At 72.2% G+C, this 24,701-nt stretch carries 26 protein-coding genes; 7 read left to right on the top strand and 19 right to left on the bottom strand.

From position 1 onward, the window contains the following. Position 1: 1 nt before the first annotated feature. Positions 2-1,162: a serine hydrolase domain-containing protein gene (locus AC5JJ1_RS22935; RefSeq protein WP_495787431.1), complete on the top strand. Its 1,161-nt coding sequence runs from the start codon at positions 2-4 to the stop codon at positions 1,160-1,162. Positions 1,163-1,334: 172 nt separating this feature from the next. On the opposite strand, the gene AC5JJ1_RS22940 is transcribed toward AC5JJ1_RS22935, so the two are convergent. From AC5JJ1_RS22940 to AC5JJ1_RS23000, 13 genes are all read right to left on the bottom strand, one after another. Next, positions 1,335-2,234, bottom strand: coding sequence for an ABC transporter permease (locus tag AC5JJ1_RS22940; RefSeq protein ID WP_495787432.1), 900 nt, complete (start codon positions 2,232-2,234; stop codon positions 1,335-1,337). Then, on the bottom strand, positions 2,231-3,178 hold the full coding sequence (locus tag AC5JJ1_RS22945) for an ABC transporter permease (protein WP_495787433.1): 948 nt from the start codon (positions 3,176-3,178) through the stop codon (positions 2,231-2,233). The genes AC5JJ1_RS22940 and AC5JJ1_RS22945 overlap by 4 nt, the downstream gene beginning before the upstream one ends. Next, positions 3,178-3,783 carry a glutathione S-transferase family protein gene (locus AC5JJ1_RS22950; RefSeq protein WP_495787434.1) on the bottom strand — a complete coding sequence of 202 codons (606 nt, stop codon included), beginning with the start codon at positions 3,781-3,783 and terminating at the stop codon, positions 3,178-3,180. The genes AC5JJ1_RS22945 and AC5JJ1_RS22950 overlap by 1 nt, the downstream gene beginning before the upstream one ends. 11 nt (positions 3,784-3,794) lie before the next feature. Then, a complete protein-coding gene (locus AC5JJ1_RS22955) occupies positions 3,795-5,300 on the bottom strand; it encodes an ABC transporter substrate-binding protein (protein ID WP_495787435.1) in 1,506 nt (501 codons plus the stop codon). Next, positions 5,297-6,340 (bottom strand): ABC transporter ATP-binding protein, encoded by a 1,044-nt coding sequence (locus tag AC5JJ1_RS22960; protein ID WP_495787436.1) that lies wholly within the window; start codon positions 6,338-6,340, stop codon positions 5,297-5,299. Before AC5JJ1_RS22960 ends, AC5JJ1_RS22955 begins: the two co-directional genes overlap by 4 nt. Further along, positions 6,337-7,308 (bottom strand): ABC transporter ATP-binding protein, encoded by a 972-nt coding sequence (locus tag AC5JJ1_RS22965; RefSeq protein ID WP_495787437.1) that lies wholly within the window; start codon positions 7,306-7,308, stop codon positions 6,337-6,339. The genes AC5JJ1_RS22960 and AC5JJ1_RS22965 overlap by 4 nt, the downstream gene beginning before the upstream one ends. A gap of 81 nt (positions 7,309-7,389) precedes the next feature. Next, positions 7,390-8,154, bottom strand: a complete 765-nt coding sequence (locus AC5JJ1_RS22970) for a CHAP domain-containing protein (protein ID WP_495787438.1) — start codon at positions 8,152-8,154, stop codon at positions 7,390-7,392. Positions 8,155-8,436: 282 nt separating this feature from the next. After that, positions 8,437-8,787 carry a RidA family protein gene (locus tag AC5JJ1_RS22975; RefSeq protein ID WP_495787439.1) on the bottom strand — a complete coding sequence of 117 codons (351 nt, stop codon included), beginning with the start codon at positions 8,785-8,787 and terminating at the stop codon, positions 8,437-8,439. Between the two features lie 62 nt (positions 8,788-8,849). Next, positions 8,850-9,824, bottom strand: coding sequence for a Gfo/Idh/MocA family protein (locus AC5JJ1_RS22980; RefSeq protein WP_495787440.1), 975 nt, complete (start codon positions 9,822-9,824; stop codon positions 8,850-8,852). Positions 9,825-9,874: 50 nt separating this feature from the next. After that, positions 9,875-10,990, bottom strand: coding sequence for an alpha/beta hydrolase (locus tag AC5JJ1_RS22985; RefSeq protein WP_495787441.1), 1,116 nt, complete (start codon positions 10,988-10,990; stop codon positions 9,875-9,877). Positions 10,991-11,007: 17 nt separating this feature from the next. Further along, positions 11,008-12,261, bottom strand: a complete 1,254-nt coding sequence (locus tag AC5JJ1_RS22990; protein ID WP_495787442.1) for an MFS transporter — start codon at positions 12,259-12,261, stop codon at positions 11,008-11,010. A gap of 99 nt (positions 12,262-12,360) precedes the next feature. Further along, positions 12,361-12,756 (bottom strand): hypothetical protein, encoded by a 396-nt coding sequence (locus AC5JJ1_RS22995; RefSeq protein ID WP_495787443.1) that lies wholly within the window; start codon positions 12,754-12,756, stop codon positions 12,361-12,363. Positions 12,757-12,767: 11 nt separating this feature from the next. After that, positions 12,768-13,280 carry a hypothetical protein gene (locus AC5JJ1_RS23000; RefSeq protein ID WP_495787444.1) on the bottom strand — a complete coding sequence of 171 codons (513 nt, stop codon included), beginning with the start codon at positions 13,278-13,280 and terminating at the stop codon, positions 12,768-12,770. A 113-nt stretch (positions 13,281-13,393) separates the two neighbouring features. Between AC5JJ1_RS23000 and AC5JJ1_RS23005 the strand changes: the two genes are divergently transcribed. Continuing rightward, on the top strand, positions 13,394-14,686 hold the full coding sequence (locus AC5JJ1_RS23005; protein ID WP_495787445.1) for an amidase: 1,293 nt from the start codon (positions 13,394-13,396) through the stop codon (positions 14,684-14,686). An 89-nt stretch (positions 14,687-14,775) separates the two neighbouring features. Here the strand turns inward: AC5JJ1_RS23005 and AC5JJ1_RS23010 are convergent, their stop codons facing one another. Genes AC5JJ1_RS23010 through AC5JJ1_RS23035 form a run of 6 tightly spaced genes read right to left on the bottom strand, consistent with a single transcriptional unit; the run spans position 14,776 to position 20,334 of the window. Beyond that, on the bottom strand, positions 14,776-16,419 hold the full coding sequence (locus tag AC5JJ1_RS23010) for an NTP transferase domain-containing protein (RefSeq protein WP_495787446.1): 1,644 nt from the start codon (positions 16,417-16,419) through the stop codon (positions 14,776-14,778). Next, positions 16,416-17,120, bottom strand: a complete 705-nt coding sequence (locus AC5JJ1_RS23015; RefSeq protein ID WP_495787447.1) for an XdhC family protein — start codon at positions 17,118-17,120, stop codon at positions 16,416-16,418. The genes AC5JJ1_RS23010 and AC5JJ1_RS23015 overlap by 4 nt, the downstream gene beginning before the upstream one ends. Further along, the gene (locus tag AC5JJ1_RS23020) at positions 17,117-17,437 is read right to left on the bottom strand and encodes an XdhC family protein (RefSeq protein ID WP_495787448.1); all 321 of its coding nucleotides are present in this window, start codon (positions 17,435-17,437) and stop codon (positions 17,117-17,119) included. The genes AC5JJ1_RS23015 and AC5JJ1_RS23020 overlap by 4 nt, the downstream gene beginning before the upstream one ends. Beyond that, positions 17,434-18,675, bottom strand: coding sequence for a vWA domain-containing protein (locus AC5JJ1_RS23025; protein WP_495787449.1), 1,242 nt, complete (start codon positions 18,673-18,675; stop codon positions 17,434-17,436). Before AC5JJ1_RS23025 ends, AC5JJ1_RS23020 begins: the two co-directional genes overlap by 4 nt. 7 nt (positions 18,676-18,682) lie before the next feature. Further along, entirely contained in the window at positions 18,683-19,582 is a 900-nt protein-coding gene (locus AC5JJ1_RS23030; protein WP_495787450.1) for an AAA family ATPase, read from the bottom strand. Then, positions 19,579-20,334 carry an SRPBCC family protein gene (locus AC5JJ1_RS23035; RefSeq protein ID WP_495787451.1) on the bottom strand — a complete coding sequence of 252 codons (756 nt, stop codon included), beginning with the start codon at positions 20,332-20,334 and terminating at the stop codon, positions 19,579-19,581. The genes AC5JJ1_RS23030 and AC5JJ1_RS23035 overlap by 4 nt, the downstream gene beginning before the upstream one ends. A 185-nt stretch (positions 20,335-20,519) precedes the next feature. On the opposite strand from AC5JJ1_RS23035, the gene AC5JJ1_RS23040 reads away from it, so the two are divergent. From AC5JJ1_RS23040 to AC5JJ1_RS23060, 5 genes are all read left to right on the top strand, one after another. Then, positions 20,520-21,860 (top strand): sodium:proton antiporter, encoded by a 1,341-nt coding sequence (locus AC5JJ1_RS23040; protein ID WP_495787452.1) that lies wholly within the window; start codon positions 20,520-20,522, stop codon positions 21,858-21,860. A gap of 11 nt (positions 21,861-21,871) precedes the next feature. Beyond that, positions 21,872-22,807 (top strand): methylisocitrate lyase, encoded by a 936-nt coding sequence (gene prpB, locus AC5JJ1_RS23045; RefSeq protein ID WP_495787453.1) that lies wholly within the window; start codon positions 21,872-21,874, stop codon positions 22,805-22,807. A 10-nt stretch (positions 22,808-22,817) separates the two neighbouring features. Further along, positions 22,818-23,654, top strand: a complete 837-nt coding sequence (locus AC5JJ1_RS23050) for an LLM class F420-dependent oxidoreductase (RefSeq protein WP_495787454.1) — start codon at positions 22,818-22,820, stop codon at positions 23,652-23,654. A 42-nt stretch (positions 23,655-23,696) separates the two neighbouring features. Further along, a complete protein-coding gene (locus AC5JJ1_RS23055) occupies positions 23,697-23,942 on the top strand; it encodes a hypothetical protein (protein ID WP_495787455.1) in 246 nt (81 codons plus the stop codon). A 78-nt stretch (positions 23,943-24,020) separates the two neighbouring features. Further along, positions 24,021-24,701 carry an NIPSNAP family protein gene (locus AC5JJ1_RS23060; protein WP_495787456.1) on the top strand — a complete coding sequence of 227 codons (681 nt, stop codon included), beginning with the start codon at positions 24,021-24,023 and terminating at the stop codon, positions 24,699-24,701.

The following is a 24,701-nucleotide window of genomic DNA, read 5'->3' on the forward strand; positions in this document are numbered from 1 at the left end:
CATGAACGAGATCGCCAAGCTGTTGAACGAGGCCGTCGAGAACGGCACCGCCGCCGGCATCGTCGCCACCGCCGGCAACGCCGCGGGCACGCTCTTCGAGGGCGCCGCGGGCTGCCGCTCCGCCGCCGGCGGCGAGGCGATGACGCCCGACACGCTCGGCTGGATCGCCAGCATGACCAAGGCCGTCACCAGCATCGCCGCCCTGCAGCAGGTCGAGGCCGGCCGCCTCACCCTCGACGGCCCCATCGCCGAGGTGCTGCCCGACCTCGCCAGGCCGCAGGTGCTCGAAGGCTTCTCCCCGGCCGGCGAGCCCGTCCTTCGCCCCGCCCGCGGCACCATCACCCTCCGCCAGCTCCTGACGCATACCAGCGGCTTCGGCTACGACATCTGGAACCCCGACCTCGTCCGCTACATGCAGATGAAGGGCATTCCCGGCGTCGCCTCCCGCAAGCGCCTGGCTTTGACCACACCGCTGATCGCCGACCCGGGCACCGCCTGGAACTACGGCATCGGCATCGACTGGGCCGGCCTCGCCGTCGAGGCCGTCACTGGCCGGCGCCTCGGCGAGGTGATCGAGGAGCGCATCACCGGCCCCCTCGGCATGGCCGACACCAGCTTCCGCCCCGGCCCGGCGCAGCGCGCGCGCCTCTCCGCCATGCATGCCCGCGGCGCCGATGGCAGCCTGTCGCCCATCCCCTTCCCGATCCCGGACGAGCAGGAGTTCGACATGGGCGGCGGCGGCCTCTACGGCACCGCGCCCGACTATCTCCGCTTCTGCCGCATGGTGCTGAACGGCGGCACGCTGGACGGCGCCCGCATCCTCTCCCCCAGCACCGTCGAGGATCTCGGCCGCAACCAGATGGGCGAGCTGCTGGTCGGACCGCTCGCCACCGCCCAGCCCGGCGCCTCGAACCATGCCGAGTTCTTCCCCGGCCAGCGGAAGCGCTGGAGCCTCGCCTTCATGCTGAACGAGGAGGCGCATCCCGCAGGCGGCCGCGCCCCCGGCAGCATGGCCTGGGCCGGCCTCGGCAACACCTACTACTGGATCGACCCGACCCATGACCGCTGCGGCGTGCTGCTGACCCAGACCCTGCCCTTCGCCGACCCCAGGATCCTCGACCTCTTCGCCGCCTTCGAGCGGGCGGTCTATGCGATGGGGTAGGGACCGCTTGCTTGCCCGGAACGACCGGACTACGGTCCTATGATCACCGCCATCCCCATGCTGGCCGGCCAGGGGATGGCACCATCCTCAAATCCTCAATCCTTCAAACCCCGCCCGAAACCCCAAGGTTTCCAATGCCCGCCGCCGCCGGCCCTTCAAGACTTGAGGCGCTTCAACCCCGCTCCCCCCGCGGATCGAGCGCATCCCGCAGCCCGTCACCGACGAGGTTGAAGGCCAGCACCACCAAGAAGATCGCCAGCCCCGGAAACACCGCCAGCCACGGCGCCTGGGTCAGGAAGCGCTGCGCGCTGTTCAGCATGCTCCCCCAGGAAGGCGCCGGCGGCTGCTGCCCGAGACCGAGGAAGCTCAGGGAGGCCTCGGCGATGATCGCCTCCGCGATGGAGAGCGTCGCCTGCACCAGCAGCGGCGGGACGATGTTCGGCAGCACATGCACGAGGCCGAGCCGCCAGGGCGGGTTGCCGAGCGCCCGGGCCGCCTCCACCCAGTCCGTCGCCCGCGCCTCCAGCGCCATCCCCCGCGCGAGGCGGACGAAGATCGGCGAGGCGGTGATGGCGATCGCCAGCATCGCATTCTCGAGCGCCGGCCCGAGGAAGGCCGCCAGCGCGATGGCGAGGATGAGGAAGGGCACCGAAAGCATCGCATCCGCGATGCGCGCGATCACCGCATCCACCCAGCCGCCCGCCAGCCCGGCCAGCACCCCGATCGGCACCCCGATCAGCAACGCCACCGAGACCGAGAGCACCCCCGCCGCCATCGAGGCCCGCGCGCCGTAGAGCACCCGCGCCAGCACGTCCCGCCCGTTCTCGTCGGTGCCGAACCAGTGCTCCGGCGAGGGCGGCTTGCGGATGGCGGTCCAGGAGGTCTGCAAGGGATCCGCCGGCGACAGCCACGGCGCCAGCAGCGCGGCGAGCAGGAAGAGCAGGACGGCGAGCAGCCCGAACACCGCCAGCCGGTGCCGGAGGAAGCGCCGCAGCGCCCTCCGCCCGGGGCTGTCGGCCTGCTCGCGCGGGCGGTCCAGCCCTCCGCGGCCTGCACCCGAGGCGGCGCTCATGCCACGCGCAGCCGCGGATTGACCGCCATGTAGAGGAGGTCGGCCACGAGGGAGAGCCCGACGAAGATCAGCGCCGTCGCCATGACGACCCCCTGCACCACCGGATAATCGCGGTTGAACACCGCATCGACGATGAGCTTGCCGAAGCCGGGGATGGTGAAGACCTGCTCCGTCAGCACCGCGCCCGCCAGCAGCCGCCCGAACTCGATCGTCCCGAGCGTCACCACCGGGATCAGCGCATTGCGCAGGGCGTGCCGGCCGACCACCGCCCGCTCGTCCAGGCCCTTGGCGCGGGCGGTCCGCACATAGTCTTGGGCGAGCGCGCCGAGCATCGCCGCCCGCGTATGCCGCATCAGCACGCCGGCGATGCCGGAGCCGAGCACGAAGGCCGGCATGATGGTCGTCGCCAGGCTCTGCACCGGATCCTCGCTGAGCGGCACGTAGCCCGAGGGCGGCAGCCAGCCGAGCTGCACGCTGAACAGCAGAATCATCATGATGCCGAGCCAGAAATTCGGCGTTGAGATGCCGAAGAGCGCGACCGCATTAACAAGCCAGTCCGTCGGCCGGTCCCGCCGCACGGCGGAGAGCACGCCAGCCGGGATGCCAATCAGCAGCGCGATGACGAAGGCCATGACCGCGAGCTGGAAGGTCACCGGCAGCTTCTCGAGGATGAGCTTCGCCACCGGCTCGCGGATGCGCCAGGAGAAGCCGAAATCGCCCTGCACCGCGCGGCCGATCCAGTGCAGGTACTGCTCCGGCAGGGAGCGGTCGAGGAAGAGCTCGGCCCTGATCTGCGCCAGCACCTGCGGGTCGCCGCGCTCCTCCCCGGCGAGGATCAGCGCCGGGTCGCCCGGCATCAGCTGCTGCAGCCCGAAGATCAGCACGGAGAGGATGAGCAGCGTCGGGACGATCTGCCCGATGCGCCGCAGGAGCCATCCGAGCATCAGGCGGCATCCGCCGCCCGCGCCCGCCGGCAGCCGGGCCGGTCGGCGACGCGGGCGACATAGTCCTTCAGCACCGGCAGCGCCGGCACGATGCCGAAGCCCATGGTCCAGCCGAAGGCCCCGCCCCAGAGGATGTCGGCCGCTGAGAAACGCTGGCCGAGCAGCCAGGGCCCGGACTCGAGCCGGTCCGTCACCGCGCGCAGCACGCTGTCGAAATCGCCGTAGGGCGACATGCCTTGCAGCGGAGCCTCGCGCTTCATCGCGCGGTCGACGACGGCCGGCTCGAAGCTCGCCCCGTAGAAGGCCATCCAGCGCAGATAGGGCCCGCGCAGCGGGTCGCCGATGGCCGGCGCCAGCCCGGCCGCCGGATACTCGTCGGCGAGGTAGAGGAAGATCGCCACCTGCTCCGTCACCACCTCGCCGCGATGGCGGATCGCCGGCACCTTCCCGAGCGGATTGACTGCCAAGTAGCCAGGCTGCCGGTTCTCGCCCGCCTTGAGGTCGAGGCGGTGCAGCTCGTAGGGCGCGCCCAGCTCCTCGAGCAGCGCGTGCACGCTGGTCGAGCGGGTCTGCGCCGCGTGGTAGAAATGCATCGTCTCGTCCATGGTGGCGCCTCCTAGTTCAGCCTCAGCCCCTGCGGCCGGATCAGCCCGTCGGCGACGGGGACGAAGCCGCTCAGCCGCGCCGTGTGCGCGACGATGTTCTTGCGGTGCCAGAGGAAGACGCGGCTGCGGTCCTGCCGCAGCGCGATTTCGAAGATGCGGCCATAGAGGGCGCGGCGTGCCGCCACGTCGGTCTCGACGCGGGCCTCGTCGAGCAGCCGATCGACCTCGGGGTTCGCATACTTCCCGTCATTCTGCCCGCCCTGGCTGTGCATGAAGGTCCAGGTATTGCCGTCCGGATCGACACGGCCCGACCAGGCGACGAGATAGGTCTCGAAGTCGCCGCGATTGGCCGCCTGCAAGCTGGAAGCGAATTCCATGGCGTTCAGCTTCAGCGCGAAGCCCGCCTCCTGCACCATGGCCTGGATCACCTCGCCCACCTGGCGGAGGTCGGGGTTGTTCGGCACGGTCATCTCGACCGGCACCGGCGTGGTGACGCCCGCCTCGCGCAGCAGGGCCCGGGCGCGGGCCACATCGCGTCCTTCGGGGCGGAAGCCGGGGACGTGGTACGGGTTCCCGGGCGGGACGGGCTGCGCGGTCGGCGTGTAGGCGCCCTCATAGACCACCTGGTTCACCGCATTGCGGTCGATGGCGAGCTCGAAGGCGGCGCGGATGCGCGGGTCGCGGCCGAAGGCGGTATTGGCCCGCGGCCCGTTGCCGATGTTGACGGTGATGCTCTGGTAGCCGAGCTCGTCATAGGCGACGACCCGGAGCCGCCGGTTGGCCTGCACCGCCTTCACATCGTCCGGCTCGATGGTCTGCACCATCTCCAGCGCGCCGGACTGCAGGTTGGCGAGGCGGACGGTGCTGTCCGGGATCGGCAGGAAGGAGATGCGCGGGATCTGGATGCGCGCCGCATCCCAGTAGCCGTCGAAGCGCTCGACCACGATGCGGTCCTGCGCCACCCGCTCGACAAAGCGGTAGGGCCCGGCGCAGACCGGCGCATTGCCGAAGTTCCGCCCGGCGGCCTCCGCCGCCTTCGGGCTGACGACCATGCCGGCGCGGTCGGTGAGCTGGGAAAGGAACGGCGAGGAAGGTGCCTTCAGCCGGATGAGGATGGTCTTCGGGTCGACCACCTCCACCGTCTCCATGGCGCTGATCTCGCTGCGGCGGAAGCTGCCCTGCATCGTCATGTGCCGGTTGAGCGAGTAGCGCACAGCCTCGGCATCCATCGCCTCGCCGTCATGGAAGCGCACGCCCTCGCGCAGCGTGATGCGCAGCGTCTTCGGATCCTCCCAGGCATAGCCGGTGGCGAGCTGCGGGACGATCTCAAGCTTCTCGTTGATGTCGAAGAGCTTGTCGCAGAGCGTGGCGAAGACGATGCGGCCGACGAAGGTGCGGGCCAGGGTCGGGTCGAGGATGTCGGGATCCTCGCGCAGGCCGATGCGGAACGTCTGCGCCTCGGCCGCGCCGGCCATCGCCAGCGAGGCGAGGGCGGCGAGGAGGGTTCGTCGGATCATGCATCGCTCCCGGCGGGTTGGAAGAAGGATTGCAGGCGGCGCAGCCTCTCGCCGCCCGGCTCATGGGCCTGCAGGACAGGGGCCGGTGGCAGCCGGTCCTGCAGGTGGCAGGCGGCGCGATGCGCCTCGCCCACGAGCGCCGGTACCTGCTCGCGGCAGGCGGCCTCGGCATGCGGGCAGCGGGTGTGGAAGCGGCAGCCGGCGGGTGGCGCGATCGGGCTCGGCACGTCGCCCTCGAGCGGCGGCGCGCGGAGGCCGCGCCCGGGCACGGCGGCGAGCAGCGCTCGCGTGTAAGGGTGGCGCGGTGAAGCGAAGACCTCCGCCGCCGGACCCTCCTCGACCAGGCTGCCGAGATACATCACCGCCACCCGGTCGGCGATGTGCCGCACCACGCCGAGATCGTGGCTGATCAGGACGAAGGTGAGGCCGAGGTCGCGGATGAGGCCGGCGAGCAGGTTCACCACCTGCGCCTGGACGGAGACGTCGAGCGCGCTCACCGGCTCGTCGCCGATGACGAGGCGCGGGCCGCTGGCCAATGCGCGGGCGATGGCGATGCGCTGGCGCTGGCCGCCGCTGAACTCGTGCGGCCAGCGACGCGCGGCGTCGGGGCGGAGGCCGACGCGCTCCAGCAGCTCCGCGACGCGGTCGGCCTCGCCGGCGCGCGGCACGATGCGGTGCAGGCGGAGCGGCTCGGCAATGGCGGCGCCCACCGTCATCCGCGGATCGAGGCTGGCGAAAGGGTCCTGGAAGATCAGCTGCATGTCGCGCCGCCGGGCGCGCAGCGCGGCGGCGGAGAGCCGGCCGAGATCCTCGCCGTCGAAGCGCACCGTCCCCTCATCCGGCTCGATCAGCCGCAGCGCGAGGCGCCCGAGCGTCGACTTGCCGCAGCCGCTCTCGCCGACGATCGCCAGCACCGTGCCGCGCTCGACCGCGAGCGAGACGCCATCCACCGCCCTGACCGCGCCGCGTGACCGCCCGAGCGCATCGCGCACCGGGAAGTACTTGCGGAGGCCGCTGAGCTCGAGCAGCGGCTCGCTCATGCGGCGAGAACCCGGTCGAGCGGCGCGCGCCAGCAGGCCGCCGCATGGCCCGGCTCGAGCTCGACGAGCCGCGGCTGGCGGGCGCAGTCGGCGCCGCGGAAGGGGCAGCGCGGGGCGAAGCGGCAGCCCTCCGGCGGGTGCAGCAGGTCGGGCACGGTGCCCTCGATGCTGGCGAGCCGCGCGCGCGCATCCTCGATCCGCGGCGCGGCGCCGAGCAGGCCGACGGTATAGGGATGCTCCGGCTGGGCGAAGAGGCGCGCGGCCGGTGCCCGCTCTGCGACGCGGCCGGCATACATGACGACCACCTCGTCGGCATGGTCGGCGACCACGCCGAGGTCATGGGTGATCAGCACCACCGCCGTGCCGGTCTCGCGTTTCAGCTCGTCGAGCAGGGCGAGGATCTGCGCCTGCACCGTCACATCGAGCGCCGTGGTCGGCTCGTCGGCGATCAGCAGGCGCGGGCGGCAGGCGAGCGCCATGGCGATCATCACCCGCTGCCGCATGCCGCCCGAGAGCTGGTGCGGGTACTGCCGCGCCCGCCGCGCCGCCTCGGGGATGCGCACGCGCTCCAGGAGGGCGACGGCCCGGTCGAAGGCGGCGCGCTCGCCGAGGCGCTCATGCAGCCGCAGCACCTCGGCGACCTGCTCGCCGGCGGTGAAGGCGGGGTTGAGGCTGGTCATCGGCTCCTGGAAGACCATGGCGATCTCCCGGCCGCGGCGGCGGCGCCATTCCGCCGGGCCGAGCGTCGCCATCTCCCGCCCGCGCAAGCGGATGGAGCCGGAGAGCCTGGCATTGCCCGGGAGCAGGCCCATGGCGGCCAGCGCGGTGACCGACTTGCCGCAGCCGCTCTCGCCGACGATGGCGAGCGTCTGCCCGGCCTCGACCGCGAGGGATATGCCGTCGACGGCCCGGAGAGGGCCGCGATCGGTGCGGAAGGTGATGGCGAGGTCCCGGATCTCGAGGACCATCAGCCGGCCGGGTGGAAGCGCGTCATCCCCTGGACAGTGCCACGCCCGCGCCCCCGCGCAAGACGCGATCGCGCCTGGGGCCTAGCGGGCGGCGCGGGCCTCGGCGCTGCGGAGCGGGGCGATGCCCTGGAGGCTGTAGCCGCGGCCGTTTGCCGGCATGTCGGCCAGCTGCTCGTAGCGGATGCTGCGGTTGAGCGGCATGCCGGCATAGGCGGTGCCGGTGTGCACGCCGTCATCCGGCCGGTTGTAGATGAAGCCGTAGGTCGGGTAGACGCGGCCGAAGGCGGTATCGTCATGCCCGACCTGGACGCGCACCTCCGACCAATCATTGGCGTCCGAGACGTCGATCACGCTGACATCCTGCATGACCGTGCCGGGGCGGATGCCCGGGCCGCCCCAATTGGCGTGGTCGATGCGGACCTCGCGTGGCCCGGCCACCTGGCGCACCACGGCGACATGGCCGCGGGACATGCCGCCCGTCGCGCGGAAGGCCATGACGGCGCCAGGCTCCGGCCGCTGGCCGCGGTCGTAGAGGCCGGCGGCATTGCCCCACCAGTCGCCGCCATTGCCGCTGATCTGCAGGCCGGTGACGGCGCGGGCATAGGGAACGCAGGAGATGCCGCCGCTCACGCCTGCCGCGGCAGTGCGGGCATGGCTGCGGCGGTGACGGGCGGTGCGGCTCGCCGTCCGGTGCGGCGTGGCCTGGGCGGCCAGGCCGGGCTTGCGCACTGCACCGCCGCCATGACGTTGCTGCGCCTGGTCCCGTTGTGCGGCCATGGCGTCGCCAGACGCCGCCAGCGCACCGATCGCCACGCACCACGCCATCGCCGTCCGATGCATCCGCATACCCACTCCCCGGTTCGGGTGCCCGTTTCCGCTCGCGAAGTCGTAACTTCACGACACATATGCGGTTATCCCGGTCGCAAATGTCTCGCGCAACCGGGAGCGGCGAAACATCCGGACATCAGGGGCGATTCTTCGGAAGCACGGCCAATTACTGGTCCGTGAACGGACGATGGTCCTAGCCAAGGTCTCAGAAATGAGCGCAGCCACAGTGTGGCGGCAGGCATGTCACAGTCAAAGAAAGGGCGGCGCCCCGGAAGGCGCCGCCCCGTGCGAGTCCGCCGGTCAGCGGCAAGCGGTGATCATGATTTCAACGAGATGGCGCGGATCGGCCATGTTGGCCTCGACGCAGGCGCGCGCCGGGCGGCCGGCATCGCCGAGCCATTCCAGCCAGACCTTGTTCATCGCATCCCGGTCGCGGATGTCCTTCAGCCAGATCTGCGCGGTCAGCAGGCGGGTGGTGTCGGTGCCGTTGGCCTCCAGCGCCGCGGTGATCTTGGCGAGGACCTGCTTCGTCTGCCCGGTGACGTCCTGGGAGAGGTCGTCGGCGGTCATGCCGGCCAGGTAGACGAAGTTATGATACTCGACCGAATTCGACAGGATGGCATTGCTGCCCTGGCGGGTGATCTTCGACATCCTCTGCCCCTCCTTGGAAGACGCGGCCGTTCTACGGCCCCCTACCGGCACCGGCAAGCCGCTCAGCCCACCGCATAGCTGCTGCCGGAGGCGGCGGCGCCGATCATGGTCTCGAAGACGGCGACGCCGTGGATCGCCTCCGCGACCGGCAGCGGATAGGCCGGGCCGCCGGCCACCGCCGCGGCGAAGGCCTCGAGCTCCGCCGCCTCGATGTCGACCTTGTCGAAGTCGCGGACCCAGCCCTCGCCCTCGACCGGGGTGAAGACCAGGCGGTCCTGGCCCTGCATCTCCAGATGGCCCTTGGTGCCGAAGAGCGCGACGCGCCAGTAGCGCGCGGTGAGCGAGAGGGTGGCGAAGCTGCAGGTGGCGCCGGAGGCGAAGCGGGCCAGCATCGCCGTGGTGTCGTCGACATGGGTGGAGACGCGGGCGAAGGACTGCACGGTGACCTCGGCGAAGGGGCCCATCAGGTTCACCAGTATGTCGATCATGTGGATGCCCATGGCGCCCATGCCGCCGAGCGGGCTCTCCTCGCGGTCGGCGCGCCACATGCCGGGCTTCCAGCCGAAGGCGCCCGGGCCGCTGATATGCCCCTCGGCATGCAGCACGGTGCCGAGCGCGCCCTCGGCCAGCATGCGCTTCATCTCGAGCGTCGCCGGCAGGAAGCGGCGGTTGTGGCCGAGCGCCAACACCACCCCCGCCTCCCGGCAGGCGGCGACACACGCCTCGGCGCTGGCCTTGCTTAGGGTGAAGGGCTTCTCGACGAAGACATGCTTGCCGGCCGCGGCGGCGGCGAGCACCTGCTCGGCATGCTGCTTGTGCGGTGTCGCCAGCGCCACGGCCTGCACCTCCGGGTCGGCGAGCACTGCGGCGTAGTCCGGATGCAGGCGGATGCCCTGCTCGGCGGCCCAGGCCTCGGCCTTGGAGAGGGTGCCGGTGGTCCCGGCGACGAACCGAAGGCCCGCCCCGTTCTTCCGCTGCACGCTCTCCACCAGGGTTCGGCCCCAGCGGCCCATGCCGACGATCGCGGTGTTCAACATGATCGGATGTCCTGCGCTTCAGCGCCGGAGACTATCCGCGCCGCTGCCGCTCAGGAAGGGCGGAGGAAATCGAGCAGATGCGCCGCCGTCCGCTCCGGCTGCTCCTGCTGCACCCAGTGGCCGGCGCCCTCGATCAGGTGGCAGCCGCGCATGTCCGTGCAGGCCTCGCGCTGCATGCGCTCCAGCGCGCCGGGCACCTGCCGGATGCCCCAGTCGCTGGCGCCGGCGATGAAGAGCGAGGGCTGCGCGATGCGGCGCCCGGCCATCAGCTGGTGCTCCGCCTCGAAGCGGCGGCTGGTGTTGCAGCGGTACCATTGCAGCCCGCCCTGGAAGCCGGTGCGGACATACTCAGCGGCATAGACGGCGAGCTCCGCCTCGGGCAGCCAGCGGTTCGCCGCAACCGCCTCGGGCGAGGGCATCTCGGGCGCGACCTGCGCGGCCATGCCCTTCGCCAGGTCCATCACGTAGTAGCCGGGGAGCTTCGCCAGTTCCTCCGCGGTCCAGGCGGCGAGGGGGAAGGGACGGTTCTCCGGCCAGTCGGCGCTCTTCGCGTGGTAGTAGGCGCGGAGGAAGGCGGGCAGGCCCTGCGGGGCATGCTGCATCTCCGCATTGGCCTCGCGGGTGGAGTAGTGCCACTGGTAGTGCTTGCGGGGCCGTGGCAGGGCCGCGAGCGCGGCATGGATGTCGGGCGCGGCGGGGCGGGGCCTGGCGCCCTCCTGAAGCGGGGGCGGCCCGGCGAAGGGCGCGCTCATCAGCACGACGCGGCGGAAGAGGTCGGGGCGCAGCAAGGCGCACCAGGCGGCGATCGGCGAGCCGAAATCGTGGCCGATCACCGCCTCAGCGCCATCATGGCCGAGCGCCGCCAGCAGCCCCATCGCGTCGCGCACCAGGTTGAAGGGACGGAAGGGGGCGAGGTCGCCGTCATACTCGGCGCTCCAGCCGGTGGTGCGGCCATAGCCGCGCTGGTCGGGGGCGACGACGTGGTAGCCCGCGGCGGCCAGCGGCAGCATCACCTTGCGCCAGGAGAAGGCGAGCTCCGGAAAGCCGTGCAGCAGCAGCAGGCAGGGCGCCTGCGGGTCGCCGGCCTCCAGCACATGCATCGTGAGGCCGTTAATGCCGTCCAGGAAGCGGCTGCGGATGCCGGGCGGCAGGGGCAGGTCGTCCATCGCTTCGTCTCCTCCGGTCAGCTTCGCGTCTCGAGCGACGCCACCATCGCAGGCTTCCGCCGCCAGCCCCAGCCCACCACGAGCAGCGCCGCCAGCATGGCGCCGATGGTCGGCCAGCGGAGGCCGAGGAACTCGCCCGCCGTGCCGAGCGCCAGCGCCCCGCTGGCCGGGCAGGCACGGGTGATCATGCCCCAGAGGCTTAGCACCCGGCCGCGCATCGAGGCATCGGCGGCATTCTGCACCAGCGTCTGGACCAGGATGCCGTGCACCGAGGCGCTGGCGCCCATCAGCGCCGCGCAGAGCAGGGCGAAGGGAAAGAAGCCGGTCGCCGCGAAGCCGATGGTGAAGAGCGCCTGGCAGGCGGCGGCGAGGATGGCGAGCGTCACCGCCCCCTCCAGCTTGCCGCGGCCGGCGACCCAGAGGCCCGAGAAGAGCGCGCCGATGCCGATGCAGGCCGTCACCATCGCCAGCCCATCGGCGCCGCGGGTGAAAAGGCGCTCGACGAAGGGCGGCAGGATCTCCTGCACGCCCCGCATCAGCACGGCCGCCACGGCGGCGAAGCCGAGCAGTGGCCCGATGCCGGGATGCCGCCCGGCATAGCGGAAGCCGGCGACGGTAGCGGCGAGGACGCTGCCCTGCGGCGCATGGCCGCGGCGCTGCGCCGCCTCGACCCGGAGACTGGGCATGGTCAGCGTCGCCGCGAGATAGGCGAGGCTGTTGAGGAAGACGGCGGGCATGACGCCGGCGGTGGCGATCAGCGGCCCGGCGATAGCGGGGCCGATGAAGCGCGCCAGGTTGAAGCAGAGCGAGTTGCAGGCGACGGCGGCCGGCAGGTCGGCGCGCGGCACGAGGCCGGGCATCAGGCTCTGCCGCGCCGGCTGGGCGAAGGAGGAGGCGGTGCCCTTCAGCACCTCGAGCGCCAGCAGCAGCCCGATGCCGAGGTTGCCGGTGGCGAGCAGCGTCCCGATGGCTGCCGCCTCCAGCGCGATGGTCGCCTGGGCGGCCATGGTGAGCTTCACCCGGTCCATCCGGTCGGCGACGGCGCCGGCGATGGGGCTGAAGATCACGGCCGGCGCCAGGTCGCAGAAGGCGACCATCCCGACCCAAAGGGCGCTCCGCGTCAGCTCCCAGGCCAGCCAAGCGACGGCGATCTGGTGGATCCAGAGCCCGGTCCATGAGGTGAGCGAGGCACCGAAGAACAGCCGCGCGTCGCGATGCGACAGGGCGCGGCCCAGCGCGCCGAAAGCGCCTAGGGCGAAGGCCGTTCGCATCGCCGGGCGGCCCTCGCTCTCGTCCCTGGTCCTGCGGGCAGCTCCCTCATCGCAGGCGGACAGGCCCGCGATGAGGCCGTTCCTGGCCGCGGCCGGCCATCAGCGCTGCGGCGCGGTCGGGGAGTTCTCCTGCACGCAATCGGAGGCAATGCGGTCGCGCTCGTAGATGCGGCCGAGCCGGTCGGTCTCGCTGCGGCGGGCATAGATGCTGGCATCGGTGCCGATGCGGGCGTCGCGCTCGTCCTCGCGCATCAGCTGGCCGCGGTCGCGGAAGGTGACGATGCGGTCGGCATCCGCCCGGCAGGCAGCGGCGAGCGCGGCCTGGTCGCGCAGCGCGGCGCTCGGCGGCGGCACGGTGGGGACGGCGCCGGGGCCGGGGGCAATGGCGGCGCGGGAGGGCACGGCATTGCCCGTGAGCGGCACCACAGCCGGGTCCGGCCCGCCGGCGCAGGCAGCGAGCAGGGCGAGCAGGCCGATGGGGAGGAGGCGTGTCATCAGGTCATCCGTCATGCGATGCGGCCGAGGCTCGAGGCGCCACCCGCAGGCAGCGGCCGGGACAATAGCCGGCGCAGACCGGTTTCGTCGAACCGCGCCCCGCCGTCCAGCGGCATGGCGGCCGCGGCGGAGAGCAAGGCCGGATGCAGATCGATTCCCCCGCGGCTGACGGCGAACAGCGCCGCCAGCCAGGGCGCCCGGCCGAGGATCTCGACCAGGGCCAGCAGGCGGAGGCAAAGGCTGAGGCCGCCGATCGTGTCCAGCCCGACCGCCGAGTCGATGGCCTCGGCCCAGGCGGCGGCGTCGCGGTCGGCGATGGCGAGCTCCATCGGCTCGCCCTCGGCGCGGGGGAAGAGCAGGCGGCGGGGCTTGCCCCATTGCTGGCGACCGGCCGCCTCGCGGGCCAGCTCCCAGGCTGCGAGGAGCTGGCGCGGGGCGACCGGGGGAAGGCGCTCGGGCGGCAGGGGGACGGCGTAGGTGAGCGCGCCGTTCGGCGCCTCGGCCACACGGATGGAAGGGGGCATTGACCCCAATCTGGGGGCGGCGGGGGGCCGGCGCCAGCGGCGTTGCGGAAGAGGATGGTTTTGCCGCGCGCGGGCGCTGTCGCCTGCGCGCGGGTTCGGCCTAAGCTCGGCGCATGACCGATCCCGCAACCCTGCCCGCCACCGAGGCCGCCCGGCGCATCCGCGACGGCCGCCTCTCCGCCACCGCGCTGACCGAGGCGATGCTTGCGCGCATCGCGGCGCGGGAGGGGGAGGTCCGGGCCTTCATCCATCTCGACCCGGCGCTGGCGCTGCGCCAGGCGGCGGCGGTCGACCGGGCAGTGAGGGCGAGGCGGGCGGGGCCGCTGGCGGGCCTTGCCTTCGGGGTGAAGGACGTGCTGGACACGGCGGACCAGCCCTCGCAGTACGGCTCGCCGATCTGGGCGGGGCACCGGCCCCGGTCCGATGCGGCCTGCGTCGCCCTGGCGCGGCGGGCGGGGGCGGTGATCCTCGGCAAGACGGTCACCACCGAATTCGCCACGCGGCAGCCGGGGGCGACGACCAATCCGCACAATCCGGCGCATACGCCGGGCGGCTCCTCCTCCGGCTCGGCGGCGGGGGCGGGGGCCGGGTTCTTCCATGCCGGCTTCGGGACGCAGACGGCGGGCAGCATCATCCGGCCGGCCGCCTATTGCGGCGCGGTCGGCTTCAAGCCCTCCTTCGGCACGCTGCACCGGGCGGGGATGAAGGTGATGTCGGAATCGCTCGACACGATCGGCGTCATCGCCGGCAGCGTGGGCGATGCGGCGCTCGCCATGGCGGGGCTGACCGGCGGGGATTACGGGGCGCCGGAAGACCGACCGGGGCGGGCACCGCGGCTCGGCCTCTGCTGGGGCCCGGCGGCGGACCAGGCGGGGCCGGAGACGCGTGCCGCGATCGAGCGCGTGGCTGCGGCGGCGACGCGGGCCGGGGCCCGGGTGGAGGCGGTGGAGCTGCCGGCCGCGGTGGTCGCCGGCTTCGAGGCGCATGCGCTGGTGATGAACGGCGAGTCGGCCGAGGCGCTGGCCTGGGAACTCGACCATGCCCGGGCGCAGGTCTCGGAGGGGCTGCAGGAGCGGCTGGACTGGGGCCGCAGCCAAGGGCGGTCGGCGCTGCTGGCGGGGCGGGCCGCCTTCGCCGCGGCGCGGGCGGCCTTCGCCGATGTCGTTGCCGGATACGATGCAATCCTGACGCCGAGCGCCCCGGGCGAGGCGCCGCAGGGCCTCGGCTGGACCGGCGACCCGGCCTTCAACTCGCTCTGGACCCTGCTGCACGTCCCCTGCGTGACCGTGCCGGTCGGGACGGGGCCGCGCGGGTTGCCGCTCGGGGCGCAGCTCGTCGCCGGCTTCGGCCAGGACCGGGAGGCCCTGGCCTGGGCCGAATGGGTCAGGCAGACGGCGGGAGGGTGAGCGCGATCCAGGGCTCGCGCTCACCCTCCAGCGTTTGTCCGCTCGCGTGAGGCACGCCTTCGGCCGTTCCGGCCTCCGGCGATCACGCTCTACCTGACCTTCTCGAAGCCGGGCGCCTTCCGCAGCGCGTCGGTGGTGTCGAAGTCGCGGAGGACGGCGTCGTCGGCCATCTCCACCTCGGCGACGCGGTCGGCATGTTTGCCGGCGAGGTGACGGGCGCCGACATCGCCGCTGATCGCCATCATCTCCGGCAGGAATTCCATCGCCCAGAGCATCGGGTTGCCCTGCTTGCCGCGGAAGGTCGGCATGACGATGGCGCGGCCCTCCTCCGGGTCGAAGGCGGCGAGCAGGCGGTCGATCATCGGCGCGGCGACGAGCGGCATGTCGCCGAGGCAGATGACGACGCCCTCGATATCCTTCGGCAGCGCCGCCAGCCCGGCCTTGAGGCTGGCCGAGAGCCCCTCGGCATAATCCTCTGCATGGGCGAAGAGCACGCCGCGGCCGGCAAGCGCCGCCTCCACCCGCTCATGCTCGTAGCCGGTGACGACGACGACGGGGCGGGCGCGGGAGGCCAGCGCATTGTCCACCACGCGGGCGACCATGGGGACGCCCTGGTCGTCCTGAACCAGCAGCTTGTTGAGCGGCGCCATGCGGCGGCTGCGCCCGGCGGCCAGCACCAGGGCCGCGACCTTGCGGCCGCGGCGCGGGGCGGGGCCGGCGGGCTGCGGCGCGTGATCGCGGGGCAGGGGGCGGGCCTCCATCTCCTTCAGCAGGCCGCCGACGCCCATGCCCATGACGTCGCGCGGCGTCACCGGCAGGCCGGCGAAGAGGCGCTGCAGGATCCAGTCGATGCCGTTCAGCTTCGGCGACTTGGCGCAGCCGGGCAGGACGAGGGCCGGAATCTCGTCGATCCGGCCGAGGCAGATCAGGTTGCCGGGATCGACCGGCATGCCGAAATGGTCGATCACGCCGCCGGAGCGGACGATGCCGGCCGGGCCGACATCGCGCCGGTCGACCACGGCGGAGGCGCCGGCGACCAGCAGCAGCTCCGCGCCAGCGCGGCGCAGGCGGTTCAGCGCGTCGGAGATGGATTGCGTCTCGTGGCGGGTGCGCTCGGGCGGAAGTAGGCTGCCGCAGAGCGCCTCGACGCGGTCGCGCGTCGCCTCGATGGCGCCTTCCATCACGCTCTCCTTCACGCCGGGGAGCTCGGTCAGCACCAGGCCGACCTTGAGCGGGCGGAAGGGATGGAGGGAGATGGCGGGCGGGCCGGTGCGGGCCAGCAGCTCCGCCACCTCCAGCACGGGGCCGGGGGTGGCGAAGGGGATGACCTTGATGGTCGCCAGCATCTCCTTCGCCGAGACGGGGATATGCGAGGGGAGGGTGGCGACGGTCAGCGATTCGTCGAGCGCGTTGAGGCGGTTGACGGTGGTGGCATTCACCACCAGCAGCCCGGCGGCATCGGCCAGCAGGTTCACCCGCCCGGTCGAGGCGCGGGAGCGGGCGAGCAGCGGGCCCATCAGCGCATTGGCGAGGCGGTCGGCGGCCTCGTCCTCCGGCACCTCGCCGGGCTCGAGCCGGGCGGCGATGACGCTACCATGGCCGGCGCCCTGCAGGGCAGCAATGCCAGCCTGGTCCAGCACGGTGCCCTTCTTCAGCACCTTGCCCGGCAGGCGGACAGTGTGGGCGAGGACGGCGCCGCGCGCCTCATCGAGCGGGGTGGGGCCGAAGATCATGCGGCCAGCGCCGGGCGGCGGGCCAGGGCGGCGCCGCGGCGGGTCGCCACCACCTCGGCGAGGATCGAGAGGGCGATCTCCGGCGCCGTCACCGCCTCGATATTGAGGCCGACCGGGGCGTGGATGCGGGCGATGGCCTCGGCGGAGTGGCCGGCCTCGGTGAGGCGGGCGACGCGCTTGGCATGCGTCCGGCGGCTGCCGAGGGCGCCGATATAGAAGCAGTCCGAGGTCAGCGCGGCCTCGAGCGCGGGGTCGTCGAGCTTCGGGTCATGCGTCAGGGTGACGACGGCGCTGCGGGCATCGGGCGCGAGGGCGGCGACCGCATCGTCTGTCCATTCATGGACCAGGGTGATGCCGGGGAAGCGCTCCGCCGTTGCCCAGGCGCGGCGGGGGTCGACCACCGTCACCGCATAGCCGGCAGCCTGGGCCATCGGCACCAGGGCCTGCGCGATATGCACCGCGCCGACGACGATCAGCCGCAGGGCTGGGTTGTGCGGGTGGATGAACCAGGCCTCGCCATCGAGGGTGAGGTTGGCGGCCGCATCATCGGCGAGCGCCTTCGCCGCGGCCTCGGCGAGAGGCTGGGGGAGCTCGGCCTCCGGCCAGAGATGCTGCTTGCCATCCGAGAGGCGGGTCAGCAGGGCGACCGGGCGCTTGGCCGCCTTCGCCGCTTCCAGCGCGGCGAGGGTCTCGGGTGTCACGAGAGCTTCTCCACGAAGACCTTCAGCTTGCCGCCGCAGGCGAGGCCGACTTCCCAGGCGCGCTCGTCGGAGATGCCGAAATCCAGCAGCTGCGGCGTCCCGCTCGCCATGGTCTGCTTCGCCGCATTGGCGACCGCGCCCTCGATGCAGCCCCCCGAGACGCTGCCGGCCAGCCGGCCGGAGGCGCTGACGGCCAAACGCGAACCGGCCGGGCGGGGCGAGCTGCCCCAGGTCTCCACCACCGTGGCAAGGGCCACGGCCTCGCCGGCCGCGCGCCAGGCGGCGGCGGTCGCCAGCACGTCTTCGGAATCGCTCATGCCACCAGTCTCCTCACGGGCTGCGGCCCGCTCAGCGTCGCCACCAGGGCGCGCAGGCTTTGCAGGTTGTGGACCGGGCGGAATTCGTCGACATGCGGCAGCATCGCCCGGATGCCCTGTGATCTGGGTTGGAAGCCCTCCCAACGCAACAGGGGGTTCAGCCAGATCAGCCGGCGGCAGGAACGGCGGAGGCGGTCGGTCGCTTCGGCAAGGCCCTTTGCCCCTTCGCGGTCCAGCCCGTCGGTGATCAGCAGGACGACGGCGCCCTGGCCGAGAACGCGGCGGGACCAGAGGCGGTTGAACAGCTCGATGCTCTCGCCGATGCGGGTGCCGCCGGACCAGTCGGGGACGATGTGGGAGACCAGCTCGAAGGCGACCTCGGCGTCGCGGCTCTTCAGCTGGCGGGTGACGTTGGTCAGCCTTGTCCCGAACAGGAAGGAGCTGACGCGGTCGCGGTCGTTCGTCACCGCATGGAGGAAGTGCAGCAGGATCTGGGCATAGCGCGACATGCTGCCGGAGATGTCGCACAATGCCACGAGCGGCGGCGGGCGCACGACGCGGCGACGGCGCTCGAGGCTCAGGATCTCGCCGCCCATCCGCAGGCTCTCGCGCAGGGTGGCGCGGAGGTCGGTCACGGGGCCGCTGGCATCGGGGCGGAAGCGGCGGGTCGGGCGCTCGTCGAGCGGCAGGATGAGGCGGCGGATCTCCTGCTTGGCGGCGGCGATGTCGGCCGCCGACATGGCCTCGAAATCCATGGCCTGCAGGCGCTCGCGCTCGCTCACCGTCATCGCCACCTCGACCGGCGGGCGCTCCTCCGGCGGCTGGGGCGGCGTCGGCGGCTGGGGCGGGGGCGTCATCGCCTCGGCGAGGCGGCGGCTCGCCGGCGGCGGCTTGTCGCGCTCCTTGAAGCCGTCGATCATCGCCATGGCGGCGGCGTTGCGGCCGGCCTCCGGGTCGCGCCAGAACAGCAGGAAGGCCTGGTCGAAGACGTCGAACTGGTCGCGCCGGTGGATCATCACGCTGCGCAGCGCCGCATGGACCTGGCGGCGGTCGCCGATCTCGACCAGTTGCAGGGCCTCGGTGGCGGCCAGCAGCTCGGCCGGGCCGACCGGCAGGCCGGCGCGGCGGAGCAGCCGGCCGAAGGCGAGCAGGTTGCCGGCCAGCGCACCCCGGCCGGCGCCGATGCCGGCGCTGACCAGCTGCATCGCCTGGCCAAGATTGCCCGGCATGTCGCTCATGCTGCAGTCACGCCGCCTTCGACTCGGCGACCAGCCTCGCCGCCTCGGCACCGCGGAGCTTGGCGATGTCGTCCTGGTATTTCAGCAATACGCCGAGCGTCTCGTCGACCGCGGTTGGCTCGAGCTCGGTCGCGTCGAGCGCGGCAAGCGCCGAGGCCCAGTCGATGGTCTCGGCGACGCCGGGCAGCTTGAAGTACTCGCCGCCGCGCAGCGTCTGCACGAAGGCGACGACCTGGGCCGACAGCGCCTCCGGCACATGCGGCGCGCGAATCTTCAGGATCGCCCGCTCGCGCGCCGCATCGGGGTAGTCGACCCAATGGTAGAGGCAGCGGCGGCGGATGGCGTCGTGCACCTCGCGCGTGCGGTTGCTGGTGATGACGACGACGGGCGGGATGGCGGCCTTTACCGTGCCATACTCCGGGATGGAGAGCTGGAAATCGGCCAGCAGCTCCAGCAGGAAGGCCTCGAAGGGCTCGTCGGCGCGATCGAGCTCGTCGATCAGCAGCACGGCGGGGCCGCCCTCCGCGCTCAGCGCCTGGAGCAGCGGGCGCTCCTGGAGGAAGCGGCGGTCGTAGATGCCGCGCTCCAGCGCCTCCCGATCCGTCGTCTCGCCGCTCGCCTCGGCAAGGCGGATCGAGATCAGCTGCTTCGCATGGTTCCACTCATAGGCCGCGGCGCCGAGGTCGAGCCCGTCATAGCATTGCAGGCGGACCAGCCGGCGGGGCAGGCCGCCGGCCAGGACCTTGGCGATCTCCGTCTTGCCTGTGCCCGGCTCGCCCTCGAGGAAGAGCGGCCGGCCCATGCGCAGCGCGAGATGCACCGTGGTCGAGAGCGCCCGGTCGGCGACATAGCCGCCGGCGGCGAGCAGCTTCTGGGTGGCCTCGACGCTCTCCGGGAGGTCGCTCACAGGAAGAGCAGCGCCAGGATGGCCAGCATGACGGCGCAGCCGCCCCAGAATTGCAGCGGCAGGCCGAAGGGCTGGAAGGAGCCGAGCAGGCGGAGCGGCTGCACCGCCACCGGGTCCACCGGGCGGGCATTGGGGCGATGAACGGGCTTGCCGGCGGCGCTCGGACCCTCCGCGCCATGCTGGGTGAGGGGGCCGGGGCCGCCTGCGTCGCGCAGGTATTCGGTATCCGTCCCGGCCATGGCGGGGGTGCGGATCTCGGCGCTCTGGGCGGCAGGCTCGGCCATGGCGGGCTCCGGCTCCGGCTCGGGCGCCGGGGTGAGGTGGGCGGCGAAGCGGTTGAAGAACTGGTCGGCCATCTGCTTCGCGGTGCTGTCGATCAGCCGCCCGCCGAGCTGGGCCATCTTGCCGCCGACCTGGGCCTTCACGTTGTAGGTGAGCAGCGTCTCGGTGGGGCCGACCTCCTCGAGCGCGACATCGGCGCCGCCCTTGGCGAAGCCCATGGCGCCGCCATTGCCCTCGCCGCTGATGGTGTAGCTGGCCGGGGGGTTGAGGTTCTCGAGCTTCACCTTGCCGCCGAATTTCGCCGACATCGGCCCGAGCTTGAGGGCGACCTTGGCCTGGAACTGGTCGTCGCCGACCCGCTCGACCGATTCGCAGCCGGGGATGGAGGCCTGCAGGACCTCGGGGTCGTTCAGGGCTTCCCAGACTTGCTGGCGCGGCGCGGGGATCCGCCGCTCGCCGGTCATTTCCATGCGTGTCTCCTGGGTTTTCGCGGACCTTAGTGGCCGGGCCGGGTGAGGGGAACCCCACCCCGTATCGGTCCGGGGCGGGGTTCTTCCAATGCCTGGCTGCAACGCGGGGCGATCGCGCCCGGTTCAACCCCTTGGCGGCGGGGGCGGTCTGGCCCAAGGAGGGCGGGGACCGAAGGGGGCAGGAGATGGTGGATGGAGCGGAGCTGTCGCTGGCCTGGGGCCTGCCCTTCCTCGGCATGCTGCTGTCCATCGCCCTGATGCCGCTGCTGGCGGGGCCTGTCTGGCACCGGCACGACGGCAAGATCGCCGCCGGCTGGACGCTCGCCTTCCTGCTGCCCTTTGCGTCGCTGCACGGGCCGGCGGCGGCGGCGGCGGAGGCCTGGCACGTGCTGCTGCTGGACTACCTGCCCTTCGTCGCGCTGCTGCTCGCGCTCTACACGACCGGGGGAGGCGTGCTGCTGACCGGGCAGCTGGTCGGGACGCCGGGGGTGAACACGGCGCTGCTCGCCACCGGCACGCTGGCGGCGAGCGTGATGGGCACCACCGGCGCCTCCATGGTGCTGATCCGGCCGCTGCTGCGGGCCAATGCGCACCGGGCGCGGAAGACCCACAGCTTCGTCTTCTTCATCTTCCTGGTGAGCAATGTCGGCGGGGTGCTGACGCCGCTCGGCGACCCGCCGCTCTATCTCGGCTTCCTGCGGGGAGTCGGGTTCTTCTGGACGACCTCGCACCTGATCGAGGAGTTCCTGGCCTGCGCCGGGCTGCTGCTCGGGATCTACTGGCTGCTGGATCGCCGGGCCTGGAGGCGGGAGCGGCCGGCCGACCTCGCGGCGGAGGAGGCGGATTACGAGCCGCTCCGGCTCCGGGGCTGGGTCAACATCGCCCTGCTCGGCGGCGTCCTCGGGCTCGTGCTGATACAGGGGCTGTGGCATCCGGGCGATGTCGTGCTGCTCGGCCTGCCGGTCGGGGCGGAGCGGCTGCTGGCGATGGCGGGCTTCCTCGCGGTCACCGCGGCCTCGGTCCGGCTCACGCCCGTGGCGATCCGCGAGGCGAACGGCTTCACCTGGGGCGCCATGGCCGAGGTGGCACGGCTCTTCGCCGCCATCTTCCTTTGCATGGCACCGGTGCTGGCGATCCTGAAGGCGGGCGAGGCGGGGGCGGCGGGGCCGCTGGTGGCGCTGGCTTCGGATGAGGCGGGGCGGCCGATCCCCTGGGTCTACTTTTGGGCGGCGGGGGGGCTGTCGAGCTTCCTCGACAACGCGCCGACCTACCTCGTCTTCTTCAACCTGGCCGGCGGCGACCCGGAGGCGCTGATGACGGGAGGGGCGGCGACGCTCGCCGCGCTCTCCTGCGGCGCGGTCTTCATGGGGGCGAACAGCTATATCGGCAATGCGCCCAACTTCATGGTCAAAGCCATCGTCGAGTCCCAGGGGGTGCGCATGCCGGGCTTCTTCGGCTATTGCGCCTGGGCGGTTGCCTTTCTCGTCCCGACCTTCATCCTGGCGACCTTCGTCTTCTTCCGCTGAGGAACCGTCCCATGCCCTACGTCATCGGCGCCGACAATCCGGAAGAGCCGGCCGGCCACCGCTTCGCCCGGCTGCTGGAGCGGCCGCAGATCCTCCAGCTGCCTGGCGCGCATAACGGCATGGCGGGCCTCCTGGCGAAGAAGGCGGGGTTCGAGGCCCTCTATCTCTCGGGCGCGGCGATGACGCTCTCCATGGGCATCCCCGACCTCGGCATGATCACGGTGGACGAGGTCGCCTTCCACATCCGCCAGATCGCCCGCGCCACGGCGCTGCCGCTGCTGGTCGACGGCGACACCGGCTACGGCGAGGCGCTGAACGTCATGCACATGGTCCGCAGCTTTGAGGATGCAGGGGCGGCGGCGGTGCATCTCGAGGACCAGCTGCTGCCCAAGAAGTGCGGGCACCTCAACGACAAGAAGATGGCCGACGCCCACGACATGGCGGCCAAGGTCGCCGCCGCCCGCAAGGCACGCCGGCACCTCTACATCATCGCCCGCACCGATGCCGCGGCGAGCGAGGGGATGGACGGCGCGCTCGCCCGGGCCAAGCTCTACCTGGAGAGCGGGGCGGATGCGATCTTCCCCGAGGCGCTGAACAGCCGGGAGACGTTCACCGAGTTCTCCCGCCGCATCCGCGCCGAGGGCTACCCGGAAGTGAAGCTGCTGGCGAACATGACCGAGTTCGGCCGCACGCCCTTCTTCACCGCCCAGGAATTCGAGGAGATGGGCTACCAGATGGTGATCTGGCCCGTTTCCGCCGCCCGCGTCGCCAACAAGGCGATGGAGGAGCTGTTCCAGTCCATCCGCGACAATGGCGGCACCCACAAGCTGGTCGACCGGATGCAGACGCGGGCCGAGCTCTACGACGTCATCAACCTGCATGCCTATGAGGCGCTCGACAGCAGCCTGATCCAGACCGTCATCCCGACGGCGATGCCGCAGCGGTAAGGGGGCGGCGATGCGCACCGGCGTCTTCTACTTCCCGACCGAATACGGGATTGAGACCGGGGAGCTGGCCCGGGCGCTGGAGGAGCGGGGCTTCGACTCGCTCTTCCTCTGCGAGCACACGCATATCCCGGTGAGCCGCCGCACGCCCTTCCCGGCGGGCGGGGAGCTGCCGAAGCGGTACAAGCATACGCATGATCCCTTCGTCGCGCTCGCCTTTGCCGCGGCGGCGACCAGGACCCTGCTGATCGGCACCGGAGTCTGCCTGGTGCCGCAGCGGGACCCGATCATCACCGCGAAGTCGGTCGCGAGCCTCGACCGGCTCTCGGGCGGGCGCTTCCTCTTCGGCGTCGGCGGCGGCTGGAACGAGGAGGAGATGGAGAACCATGGGGCCCGCTACCCGACGCGCTTCCGGCTGATGGAGGAGCGCATCCGGGCCATGCAGGCGCTCTGGACCGAGGAGGAGGCGAGCTTCCACGGCGAGTTCGTCGATTTCGACCCGGTCTGGTGCTACCCGAAGCCGGTGCAGCGGCCGCATCCGCCGGTGTTGCTGGGCGGGGAGACGGACCACACCCTGAGGCGCGTCGCCGCCTTCTGCCAGGGCTGGTTCCCCCGTGCTGGCGCCGATTTCGACCCGAAGCTGGCGCGGGAGCGGCTGCGGCGGGTGGCGGAGGGGGCGGGGCGGGACCCGGCCTCCCTCTCCATCACCGTGTTCCGGGCGCCGCCCGAGGGCGGCAAGCTTGCCGCCTACCGGGAGGCGGGGATCGAGCGAGTGCTGCTCGAGGTGCCCGACCTCGACCGCGACGGCATCCTCCGCCGCCTCGACGAGCTGGCGCCGCTCGCCGCCTGAAGCCGTGACGGAACCGCGGGCGGGGCACGGCATTCGGGGGATGTGCCCCTTCTCGACCCCGAAGAGCGCGACGCGATCCGCCAGGCCCTGGGCCTCGACCGCGCCGCCAAGCCCTACCGCAACCACTACCCGGCGAGGGAGGATGACCCGGTCGCCGGGCGCCTCGTGGAACTCGGGCTGATGCAGCGGGGCGCCAGGACGCCGGCCGGGCTGGTGCTGTTCCAAGTGACGGAGGCGGGGGCACGCCAGCTCGGCACCAGGCTGCCGGAGGCCGAGCCGGGGCGCTGAGCCGGCGTGACGGCCGCGGATTGACCGCGGGGCCCGAACATGCGGCACTCCGCCGGTCCTGACGGGAGGGAAACGCCGATGTTCCTTGAGCAACGCATCTACACCATGCATCCGGGCAGGCTGCCGGCCTGGCTGGCCTGCTACCGCGACATCGGCGGCCCCGCCTCCTCCCGCACGCTGACGCCGCTGATCGGCATGTTCACGGTGGAGTTCGGCACCATCAACCGCGTCCTCTTCGTCCGCGGTTTTGACGACATCGACGAGCGCGAGCGCGGCATGGTCCGCCGCGATGCCGATGCCGACTGGCAGCGCTTCATGAAGGAGAGCCGGGAGACGGGTGCGCTCGTGTCGCAGGAAGCGAAGCTCCTGAAGACCGTGCCTTTCTCGCCGCTGCAGCGGGTCGGCCAGCCCTTCGAGCGCAAGGTCGAGGGCGAGCAGATGTGGGTCGACCACCGGACCTACGACTTCCACCCGGGCAAGGCGCAGGCCTGGATCGACGCCTACCGCGACATCGGCAAGCCGGTGCAGGACCGCCTGCTCGGCCAGCTGCTCTGGTTCGCCGTCACCGAGTGCGGGCCGATCAACCAGGCGGTCTTCGCCTGGGCCTACAGCTCGCTCGGCGACCGCGACAAGCGGCGGGCGGCGATGGCGGCGGACCCGGGCTGGGCGGAGTTCCAGAAGGCGACGGCCCCGCTCGGCGCGCTGAAGCAGCAGACCACCATGGTTCTGAAGCCCACCCCCTTCTCCCCGATCCGCTGA

Source organism: Belnapia sp. (assembly GCF_059504005.1).

What these genes read in the sequence shown, in the direction of transcription:
- AC5JJ1_RS22935 (WP_495787431.1), top strand. Translation starts at nt 2, where the DNA reads ATGAACGAGATCGCCAAGCTGTTGAACGAGGCCGTCGAGAACGGCACC.
- AC5JJ1_RS22940 (WP_495787432.1), bottom strand. Translation starts at nt 2,234, where the DNA reads ATGAGCGCCGCCTCGGGTGCAGGCCGCGGAGGGCTGGACCGCCCGCGC.
- AC5JJ1_RS22945 (WP_495787433.1), bottom strand. Translation starts at nt 3,178, where the DNA reads ATGCTCGGATGGCTCCTGCGGCGCATCGGGCAGATCGTCCCGACGCTG.
- AC5JJ1_RS22950 (WP_495787434.1), bottom strand. Translation starts at nt 3,783, where the DNA reads ATGGACGAGACGATGCATTTCTACCACGCGGCGCAGACCCGCTCGACC.
- AC5JJ1_RS22955 (WP_495787435.1), bottom strand. Translation starts at nt 5,300, where the DNA reads ATGATCCGACGAACCCTCCTCGCCGCCCTCGCCTCGCTGGCGATGGCC.
- AC5JJ1_RS22960 (WP_495787436.1), bottom strand. Translation starts at nt 6,340, where the DNA reads ATGAGCGAGCCGCTGCTCGAGCTCAGCGGCCTCCGCAAGTACTTCCCG.
- AC5JJ1_RS22965 (WP_495787437.1), bottom strand. Translation starts at nt 7,308, where the DNA reads ATGGTCCTCGAGATCCGGGACCTCGCCATCACCTTCCGCACCGATCGC.
- AC5JJ1_RS22970 (WP_495787438.1), bottom strand. Translation starts at nt 8,154, where the DNA reads ATGCGGATGCATCGGACGGCGATGGCGTGGTGCGTGGCGATCGGTGCG.
- AC5JJ1_RS22975 (WP_495787439.1), bottom strand. Translation starts at nt 8,787, where the DNA reads ATGTCGAAGATCACCCGCCAGGGCAGCAATGCCATCCTGTCGAATTCG.
- AC5JJ1_RS22980 (WP_495787440.1), bottom strand. Translation starts at nt 9,824, where the DNA reads ATGTTGAACACCGCGATCGTCGGCATGGGCCGCTGGGGCCGAACCCTG.
- AC5JJ1_RS22985 (WP_495787441.1), bottom strand. Translation starts at nt 10,990, where the DNA reads ATGGACGACCTGCCCCTGCCGCCCGGCATCCGCAGCCGCTTCCTGGAC.
- AC5JJ1_RS22990 (WP_495787442.1), bottom strand. Translation starts at nt 12,261, where the DNA reads ATGCGAACGGCCTTCGCCCTAGGCGCTTTCGGCGCGCTGGGCCGCGCC.
- AC5JJ1_RS22995 (WP_495787443.1), bottom strand. Translation starts at nt 12,756, where the DNA reads ATGACACGCCTCCTCCCCATCGGCCTGCTCGCCCTGCTCGCTGCCTGC.
- AC5JJ1_RS23000 (WP_495787444.1), bottom strand. Translation starts at nt 13,280, where the DNA reads ATGCCCCCTTCCATCCGTGTGGCCGAGGCGCCGAACGGCGCGCTCACC.
- AC5JJ1_RS23005 (WP_495787445.1), top strand. Translation starts at nt 13,394, where the DNA reads ATGACCGATCCCGCAACCCTGCCCGCCACCGAGGCCGCCCGGCGCATC.
- AC5JJ1_RS23010 (WP_495787446.1), bottom strand. Translation starts at nt 16,419, where the DNA reads ATGATCTTCGGCCCCACCCCGCTCGATGAGGCGCGCGGCGCCGTCCTC.
- AC5JJ1_RS23020 (WP_495787448.1), bottom strand. Translation starts at nt 17,437, where the DNA reads ATGAGCGATTCCGAAGACGTGCTGGCGACCGCCGCCGCCTGGCGCGCG.
- AC5JJ1_RS23025 (WP_495787449.1), bottom strand. Translation starts at nt 18,675, where the DNA reads ATGAGCGACATGCCGGGCAATCTTGGCCAGGCGATGCAGCTGGTCAGC.
- AC5JJ1_RS23035 (WP_495787451.1), bottom strand. Translation starts at nt 20,334, where the DNA reads ATGGAAATGACCGGCGAGCGGCGGATCCCCGCGCCGCGCCAGCAAGTC.
- AC5JJ1_RS23040 (WP_495787452.1), top strand. Translation starts at nt 20,520, where the DNA reads ATGGTGGATGGAGCGGAGCTGTCGCTGGCCTGGGGCCTGCCCTTCCTC.
- prpB (WP_495787453.1), top strand. Translation starts at nt 21,872, where the DNA reads ATGCCCTACGTCATCGGCGCCGACAATCCGGAAGAGCCGGCCGGCCAC.
- AC5JJ1_RS23050 (WP_495787454.1), top strand. Translation starts at nt 22,818, where the DNA reads ATGCGCACCGGCGTCTTCTACTTCCCGACCGAATACGGGATTGAGACC.
- AC5JJ1_RS23060 (WP_495787456.1), top strand. Translation starts at nt 24,021, where the DNA reads ATGTTCCTTGAGCAACGCATCTACACCATGCATCCGGGCAGGCTGCCG.